This window comes from Siphonobacter sp. (genome assembly GCF_048595215.1).
Classification (GTDB): domain Bacteria; phylum Bacteroidota; class Bacteroidia; order Cytophagales; family Spirosomataceae; genus Siphonobacter.
In genome coordinates, this window is the sequence record NZ_JBMDWJ010000399.1 from 1 (window position 1) to 8,152 (window position 8,152).

Annotated in this window: 7 protein-coding genes; 5 read left to right on the forward strand and 2 right to left on the reverse strand. The window is 50.3% G+C overall.

What is annotated here, in order from left to right:
- Both ACOJTG_RS24235 and ACOJTG_RS24240 read right to left on the reverse strand, forming a co-directional pair.
- Nucleotides 1–375 (reverse strand): response regulator (locus tag ACOJTG_RS24235; RefSeq protein ID WP_420156170.1); only part of this gene is annotated, 375 nt, incomplete at its 3' end.
- A 110-nt stretch (nt 376–485) separates the two neighbouring features.
- The gene (locus ACOJTG_RS24240) at nt 486–992 is read right to left on the reverse strand and encodes a DUF4269 domain-containing protein (protein WP_420156171.1); all 507 of its coding nucleotides are present in this window, start codon (nt 990–992) and stop codon (nt 486–488) included.
- Between the two features lie 277 nt (nt 993–1,269).
- Here ACOJTG_RS24240 and ACOJTG_RS24245 point away from each other — a divergent pair, with 277 nt between their 5' ends.
- The 5 genes from ACOJTG_RS24245 to ACOJTG_RS24265 form a co-directional block, all read left to right on the forward strand.
- Entirely contained in the window at nt 1,270–1,674 is a 405-nt protein-coding gene (locus ACOJTG_RS24245) for a hypothetical protein (RefSeq protein ID WP_420156172.1), read from the forward strand.
- A 150-nt stretch (nt 1,675–1,824) separates the two neighbouring features.
- Nucleotides 1,825–2,973: an efflux RND transporter periplasmic adaptor subunit gene (locus ACOJTG_RS24250; protein ID WP_420156173.1), complete on the forward strand. Its 1,149-nt coding sequence runs from the start codon at nt 1,825–1,827 to the stop codon at nt 2,971–2,973.
- 209 nt (nt 2,974–3,182) lie between these two features.
- Nucleotides 3,183–6,353 (forward strand): efflux RND transporter permease subunit, encoded by a 3,171-nt coding sequence (locus ACOJTG_RS24255; RefSeq protein ID WP_420156174.1) that lies wholly within the window; start codon nt 3,183–3,185, stop codon nt 6,351–6,353.
- On the forward strand, nt 6,343–7,800 hold the full coding sequence (locus ACOJTG_RS24260) for a TolC family protein (protein ID WP_420156175.1): 1,458 nt from the start codon (nt 6,343–6,345) through the stop codon (nt 7,798–7,800). Before ACOJTG_RS24255 ends, ACOJTG_RS24260 begins: the two co-directional genes overlap by 11 nt.
- Before the next feature lie 190 nt (nt 7,801–7,990).
- Nucleotides 7,991–8,152, forward strand: a 162-nt coding sequence (locus ACOJTG_RS24265; RefSeq protein WP_420156176.1) for a CNNM domain-containing protein, incomplete at its 3' end; no start/stop codon positions are given.

Genomic DNA, 8,152 nt, shown 5'->3' on the forward strand with positions numbered 1-8,152 from the left:
GGTACAGATGCTGTGCCAAAGTTCGATAATCGAGGTATAACCATCGGGTTTAGGAATAAACGAACTCACTCCTTTTTCGTAGGCCTGCTCAATAAGTTGCGGACGATTGTGCACGGAAAACATAAGAATGGGCAGAGCCCGATAGGACGACTTTTTCAGCTCTTCTACCATTTGCAGGCCGTCCATGCCGGGCAAATCATAATCCAGCAAAATAAGATTGGGAATTGTATGATGATTTTCCAGATACTGAAATGCCTCTTCCGCCGAATCTACTATCTTAAACTCACAAGAAATTTGGCTTCTCTTGTGGCCTCTTTCCAGTAATTCCTGGTACTCTTTATCATCTTCTACAACCAGGATTAACGGGCATATCATAGCTTGATTCATTGGGTATACGGGTGAGTGAATGTTATGCTAAAGAAGTATACCACATGTTAATATTTAAGGTACTCATCAATCGTGTCATGTTGCAATACAACGGTAGATCATTCGAAGCGTAGTAACTGCTCGTAGGGGTCGCCGGTAAGTTTGAGTACTTTACCAAATGCCGGTTCCGTTTTATAGCCTTGGCGTTTCAACGCAAGGATCTGTTGGCGGAAGTCTTCGCCGTATTGCCGAAGTAACTGATCTTCTATGAGCATATGACGGTAGCCTAGTTGCTGGCGAGTGGGAAGATTCTGTCCAAAAACTTCAATGTCGAACGTATCCAGTCTAAACGTCGCGACCACGATTTCCTGATTTTCACGAATCCGAAAATCCTTCAAACCGCTAAACGAATCTCGTACTGTATCAATAAACTCCTGCTGATCCTGCCAATGACAGATCACATCCAGATCGCTGCTCTCGATGTCGATATTCAGGGGGATCGTTCCAACCAGTAGTGGATCGTACCCGCTGAGTTTTTCTAAAACCTGATACTGCGTTAGTATCCGATACGCTTCCTGTTGGCGAGGGGTACCGGTTTGTAAGTACGCAAGGGTTTCAAAATGCATGACTTTAGATAAGAAGCTATAGGAACAAAAGTAAGCGATTTTATGAGCCATGCGATCCTATTTTTCGCTGAAAAGGTTATGAATCGTCAATGCAACCGGCAAAAATCGCCCCACATTTTCTATACACCAAAACATAGCTTTCCCTAGTATGTAGGATTAGAATATCATTAAATCAACAAGTAATAGTAGGATAGAAACAATTTGTTTTAAGATTTATCCACTTTTTAGGCATTAGGGCTAGTTTAGATTTAGTTTTGTATGGGGTTGATTGGACCGAATGAAAAAAAGAAAACGAAGTTGGTGGTTGTATCAGATGTTTTGTCTGGTGATGGCGTTACACGTCATCAACCTGAGCATTGACACGCCCGACCACATCGTAATTCATTCGGAAAGCGGTGAAACGCATGAAGATCCGACGATCAACGACATGGAAAGCCTCATTGAGTTTGTGCTGGAGAAAGGCCTAGGGCTCGAAGACGTCATTCCTGAACACGATGATCCCGATGAGGATAGCGACCTCGCCAAATTCCAGCAAGACTACTGCTTTGTTGCGGTCTTTCGATTACTACCGCCGGTTCCTACGGTAGTAACCTTACCCCAAGTTCGTACCCCTGAACCTTCCATTGAGTTGCTGCACTGCCTGATGGAAATTTCTTTGCCTCCCCCCCAGGCGACTGCATAAAATCTTTTCCTTCACTCAGCGAACGTTGAGGCAGTACGCTTATACCCTGCTGTCTGGACGGGCTGCGTTTCTTTTCCATTCTTTCTTCACTGGTTTCGTAGAATGCTGACTCAACGCGTGCAGCCTACGGACGATTTACCGCTTGTTATTATGAAAAAGAGCATAGGCTTTGGGGCCATGCTGCTCGGTGCGTGGTTGACGGGTTGTCAGACCAAGCAGGAGCAGTCCGATCAAACGGACGAAAAACTGACCTTGCCCGTCGTAAAGCTTACCCAACAATCTACGGAATTACAACGTGAGTATGTGAGTACGCTTGAGGCAGTTCGTAATGTAGAAATCCGGGCTCGTGTAGGAGGTTTTCTCGAAAAAATTCACGTAGACGAAGGACAGCGGGTTCAGAAAGGACAGGTACTGTTCAGTCTGAACGCCGCCGAATATCAGGTAGAGGCCGACAAGGCAAAGGCTGCCTTAAAAATTGCTCAGGCACAAGCCAAAACGGCCGAAGTAGAGGTAGGGCGGGTAAAGTTGCTGTTGGCTAGCAAAGTGGTATCGCCCTCGGAGATGGAGTTGGCTCAGGCCAAACTGGAAGCGGCACGGGCCGAAATCGACGAGGCTCGGGCGTCGCATCAGGCGGCGGCCCTGAAACTGACGCAGGCTCAGATCCGGGCTCCGTTCGATGGCGTCATCAACCGGATTCCCTTTAAAATCGGTAGTCTGATTGAAGAAGGGGCTCTGCTAACGACCGTTTCGGACATTCACGAGGTGTTCGCCTATTTCGACGTATCGGAACGCGAGTACCTGGGTTTCATCAAAAACAACCGGAATCTGCTGGGTAAAGGAGGCAAAGAAGTAGAAATGCTGCTGGCCGACGAATCCCTGTACCCTTACAAAGGTCACATCGAAGTGATGGAAAGTACGTTTGAAGGCGGCTCCGGTACGATTGCCTTCCGGGCCCGGTTTGCTAATCCCAAGCAACTGTTGAAGCACGGCTCTTCCGGTAAAATCCGGATCAGTACCCAGGTTTCCAATGCCCTGCTCGTCCCGCAAAAATCCGTTTTTGAAGTACAGGATAAGAACTACGTCTTTGTAGTAGATCAGGCGGGAAAAGTCAAATCCCGCAGTTTCGTTCCCCGGGGCCGGGTCGGCAAACATTACATCGTCAGCTCGGGGTTACAGCCCGGCGAACGCATCGTCTTTGAAGGCATTCAGAACGTACGGGATGGCGAAGAAATTACCCCCAAACCTATCTCCAGCGATAGCCTCGGTATGTCGCAAGAGAATGCCGTCAAGGTGATGTAAACGTATGGTTTTCGTACGCTGATGACTAATGAATGCAGAGTTGATGGCTGGTAAGGATTGGTTCAAAGAAGTTGTTGCCGAAACGACAACAAGCCAAATGGTGCCCTATCGCATGCGACGCTGACAATTCTAGTAAGGAATTGAAAGGCCAGCTGTGCTTAGGGTACAAAATACCTGTCCATGAACAATCATAAAAAATAAATGAACTCATGTTTGATATATTCATTAAACGGCCGCTGCTGTCGTCGGTTATCTCCGTAGTCATTACGCTACTGGGGGTACTGGCTCTGACGGGTTTACCCGTGACGCAGTTTCCCGATATTGTTCCCCCGTCGGTCACCGTTACCACGAAATACACCGGAGCCAACGCCGAAGTTTGTACCAAGGCCGTTGCTACACCGCTCGAACGGGCCATCAACGGGGTACCCGGTATGGTGTACATGAACTCCGTTTCCGGGAACGACGGTACCACCCTGATTCAGGTCTTTTTTGAAGTCGGTACGGACCCTGATCTGGCGGCCATGAACGTGCAGAACCGCGTGACGGCCGTGCTGGATGAGTTGCCCGAGGAAGTCATCAAAGCCGGGGTAATTACGGAGAAGGAAGTGAACAGTATGCTATTGTACCTGAACATCTTCAGTGATGATTCTACCGTCGATGAAAAGTTCATTTACAATTTCGCGGATATTAACATTCTGGCCGAGCTGAAACGCATCGACGGCGTAGGCTTTGCCGATATTATGGGTTCCCGGGAGTACTCCATGCGGGTTTGGCTCAAACCGGACCGGCTTACCGCCTATAACCTTTCCCCCGAAGAAGTGATCGAAGCGATTCGTCAGCAGAACGTGGAAGCCGCTCCGGGAAAAGCCGGGGAGAGTGCCGACCGGGCTCCGCAGGTTTTGCAGTACGTGCTTCGCTACACCGGTAAATTTTTCGAACCCAAACAGTACGAAAACATTGTCCTGCGGGCCGATCCCAGCGGTTCGATCCTGCGGCTAAAAGATGTAGCCGATGTAGAATTTGGCTCCCTGGATTACGATGTGCTTTCCAAAACCGATGGACGTCCTTCCGCGGCGATCATGCTCAAGCAACGTCCCGGCTCCAACGCCCGCGAGATCATCGCCAACGTTAAACAGCGGATGGCCGAACTCAAGAAAGAGACGTTTCCGCCGGGCATGACCTATAATTTTGCCTACGATGTTTCCCGCTTCCTCGATGCCTCCATTCACGAAGTGGTACGGACCCTGTTTGAAGCGTTCGTGCTGGTGTTCATCGTTGTATTTCTCTTCCTACAGGACTGGCGATCAACGTTGATTTGTGCCCTGGTGGTACCGGTCGCCTTAGTAGGGTCTTTTGCCTTCATGAGTGTTATCGGTTTTTCAATTAACCTGCTGACCTTGTTCGCTTTGGTACTGGCCATCGGTATTGTCGTGGATGATGGGATTGTGGTTGTGGAAGCCGTCCACGCTAAAATTACGCAGGAACATTTATCACCCCGCCAGGCAACGTTTGCCGCCATGCGGGAAATCAGCGGGGCTCTGATTGCCATTACGCTGGTGATGTCCGCCGTATTCGTCCCGGTAGCGTTCCTGTCGGGTCCCGTGGGGATTTTCTATCGGCAGTTCTCGCTGACGCTGGCCGTAGCGATTTTGATTTCAGGTTTGAACGCTCTGACGCTCACGCCTGCTTTGTGTGCCTTACTGCTGCGTCCACACGCGGCAGGTGCGAAGAAGAATCTATTAGATCGCTTCTTTGATGCATTCAACCGGGGTTTTGATTGTCTAACGGGTCGTTACCAGAGCTTGCTGAAACGCATCATCAGCCGACGGGTCGTAACGGTGGGTATATTACTGATTTTCGTAGCGGGTACCTGGGGCATCAATACCATTCTGCCCAGCGGTTTTATTCCTACGGAAGATCAGGGCATGATTTACGTGAACGTGACGACCCCCGCGGGAGCTACGGTGAAACGAACCGAAGAAGTACTCGATCAAATTCAGGGAGTGGCGGCGAAAATGCCCGCCGTTGAGAACGTATCGACCCTAGCCGGTTTTAGTTTGATGACGGATGGCTCGGGTTCTTCCTACGGAATGGCGATGGTTAACTTAAAAAGCTGGGAGGAACGGAAGGAAACAGTCGATGATATTATCGCTGCCTTAACCAAAGAGACCCGGCATATTCAGGGAGCCAGCATTCAGTATTTCCCACCCCCAACCGTACCCGGCTTTGGTAACTCCAGCGGTTTTGAGCTTCGACTGCTCGACCGAACCGGAAAAGGGGACTTACAAGCGACCAAAAAAGTTACCGAGAATTTCATGGATGCCTTGCGGAAACGGCCGGAATTGGGTGAGGTCGTTACGAGTTTCGACCCCACTTTCCCGCAGTTTATGCTGGATATTGACGAAGATAAAGCTGCTCAGAAAGGAATTACTGCCGACAATGCCATGAGTACGCTGCAAACCCTGATGGGGAGTTTCTACGCTTCTAACTTCATTCGTTTCGGACAAATGTACAAAGTGATGGTACAGGCCTCGCCCGAATACCGGACCAAGCCCGAAGACGTACTCACCATGCACGTAAAAAACGAAAAAGGCGAAATGGTGCCCTATTCCAATTTCGTGCGACTGGAACGCGTCTACGGTCCCGAGCAGCTCACCCGCTATAACATGTACACCTCAGCTCTGATCAATGGGGATGCGGGCACTGGTTACAGTAGTGGCGACGCCCTGAAAGCCGTCGAGGAAGTAGCAGCCAAGGAATTACCACGCGGATACTCATTTGCGTGGTCGGGCATGTCGCGGGAGGAGGTACTCTCGGGCAATCAGGCCATTTATATTTTCATGCTGTGTCTGCTATTTGTCTACCTATTACTGGTAGCTCAGTACGAAAGTCTGTTGTTGCCTCTGCCCGTACTCCTTTCCTTACCTACGGGGATTTTTGGTTCGTTCCTGTGTTTACAACTGGCGGGTTTACAGAATAATATTTACGCTCAAGTAGCCCTGGTCATGTTGATTGGACTTTTGGGTAAAAACGCCATTCTGATTGTGGAGTTTGCCAGTCAGCGGCAACGTGAAGGTCTGAGTATTGTGAAAGCAGCCATGGAAGGAGCCGTAACGCGTTTACGCCCGATCCTTATGACTTCCTTTGCTTTCATCGCGGGTCTGATTCCGCTGTGTATTGCTACGGGTGCCGGAGCGTTGGGCAATCGCTCGATCGGTACGGCTGCCGCGGGTGGTATGCTGATCGGTACCATTTTCGGACTGGTCGTCGTACCCGGTCTGTACGTCATCTTTGCCAAACTTGCGGAGCGAATGGGCTCTAAATCAGAAGCCGATTCGGTTTCTTCCCCCACTGAATCTACGTATGTGCATGAATCGTAAACGTCAAATTCTTTCTATCCTAGCCGCAGCCTGGCTATTGAGTTTAAGCAGTTGTCGGGTCAGGCATACGCCCGCCACCCTTGCTCCAGTGCCCGTACCCTCGGCCTACGCGGGTAGTTTAAACGACCCCAATACGGATTCCCTGAGTATCGGGAACGACCCTTATAACCGTCTGTTTACCGATGCCAATCTGGTGGCGTTGATTGATACGGCTCTGGCCCGGAATCTGGACGTAAAAATGGCTCTACAACGCCTGGAAGTAACCCGGGCCCAGTACGGCATCAGTCAGGCGGCCTTACGGCCCCAGGTAGATGCCGTTGTTTCGGCGGGGGTGGACCGTTACGGCCGTTATACCCTCAATGGCGTAGGGAATTACGATACCAATTTTTCGGAGTACGTAACCGGTTCTAGCATTATTCCGAATCCCGTACCGGATTACTTTGTAGGCTTTCGAAGTTCCTGGGAAATTGATCTCTGGGGAAAACTGCGTAACCGCAAACGGGCCGCGTACAACCGCGTACTGGCCAGTCAGGAAGGTCGTAACGTCATTGTAACGGATCTGGTGGCCGAGGTAGCTCGCCTGTATTTCACATTGCTGTCGCTGGATGCGGAACTGGAAATCATTCGCGATAACGTCGAATTACAGCAGCAAGCCCTGTCGCTGGTCGAAGTACAGAAGGCAGCGGGTCGGGTTACTGAACTGGCCGTGCAGCAGTTTAACGCTCAGTTGCTGAATACAAAAAGTCTGGAAGGCGGCGTACGTCAGCAAATCCTTCAGGCCGAAAACCAGATCAACATCTTACTGGGTCGGTACCCGCAACCCATCCAGCGGGGCATCTCGATTCGTGAACAGCAACTCCCCGCTACGGTCGCGGCGGGGGTACCGGCTCAGCTCATGAGCCGTCGCCCCGATATTCGTCAGGTGGAGCGGGAACTGGAAGCCGCCAACATCGACGTAGCCGTGGCCCGAGCCGAATTTCTGCCCTCGCTGAACCTGACGCCCTATGTCGGTTTGAACGCATTCCGGCTGGGTGTACTAGGAAATGTAGAGTCCATGACGGCGGGTATCTTAGGCGGTTTATCGGCCCCCGTACTGAATCGGCGGTTTATCAAAGGTAATTTACGGGTGACCGAGGCCGAACGGAATCGTTCCTTCCTGGCGTATCAGCAGGTCATTTTACGGGGCGTTTCGGAAGTGGTACAAAGTTTGAAAGGACTGGAAAACTTCCGCAACGTGGCCGATTACCAGACGCAACAGGTCGAAGTATTGCGACAGGCAGCTAGGACTTCGGATAATCTCTTTGCTACGGGCTACGCCACTTACCTGGAGGTGATTACGGCCCAGCGATCGGTTCTGGAATCGGAATTATCCCTGATTAATACTAAACGTTCCCAGTTTTTATCCCTGGTAGATTTATACCGGTCCTTGGGCGGCGGCTGGCAATAAGCCTAAAAACAGCTTGCATGCAAAGAAACGTGCGTATATTCAAACGCTTTGCGTGCAAGCTGTTTCAGGGCATCACCGGATTTCCGGATTGGGGCTGGCAATGGATTTTTGCAGCAAGTCCAACGAGGGCGTATCCTAGGTTTTTAATCCCCACACTTTCCCTCTTTATGTTTATTAATTTAACCAAACCATGTTACTCAACTTTTTAATCACGCTGCTTTTAGTTTTACTCAATGGTTTCTTTGTAGCGGCTGAGTTTGCGATTGTCAAAGTACGAGCGTCCCAGCTGGAAATGAAAGCTCAGGCCGGAAACGCTGCTGCCCGCCTGTCCACCCGAATATTAGGAAATCTG

Coding starts and splice junctions, on each gene's coding strand:
- ACOJTG_RS24255 (WP_420156174.1), top strand. CDS start 3,183: ATGTTTGATATATTCATTAAACGGCCGCTGCTGTCGTCGGTTATCTCC.
- ACOJTG_RS24250 (WP_420156173.1), top strand. CDS start 1,825: ATGAAAAAGAGCATAGGCTTTGGGGCCATGCTGCTCGGTGCGTGGTTG.
- ACOJTG_RS24240 (WP_420156171.1), bottom strand. CDS start 992: ATGCATTTTGAAACCCTTGCGTACTTACAAACCGGTACCCCTCGCCAA.
- ACOJTG_RS24245 (WP_420156172.1), top strand. CDS start 1,270: ATGAAAAAAAGAAAACGAAGTTGGTGGTTGTATCAGATGTTTTGTCTG.
- ACOJTG_RS24260 (WP_420156175.1), top strand. CDS start 6,343: ATGAATCGTAAACGTCAAATTCTTTCTATCCTAGCCGCAGCCTGGCTA.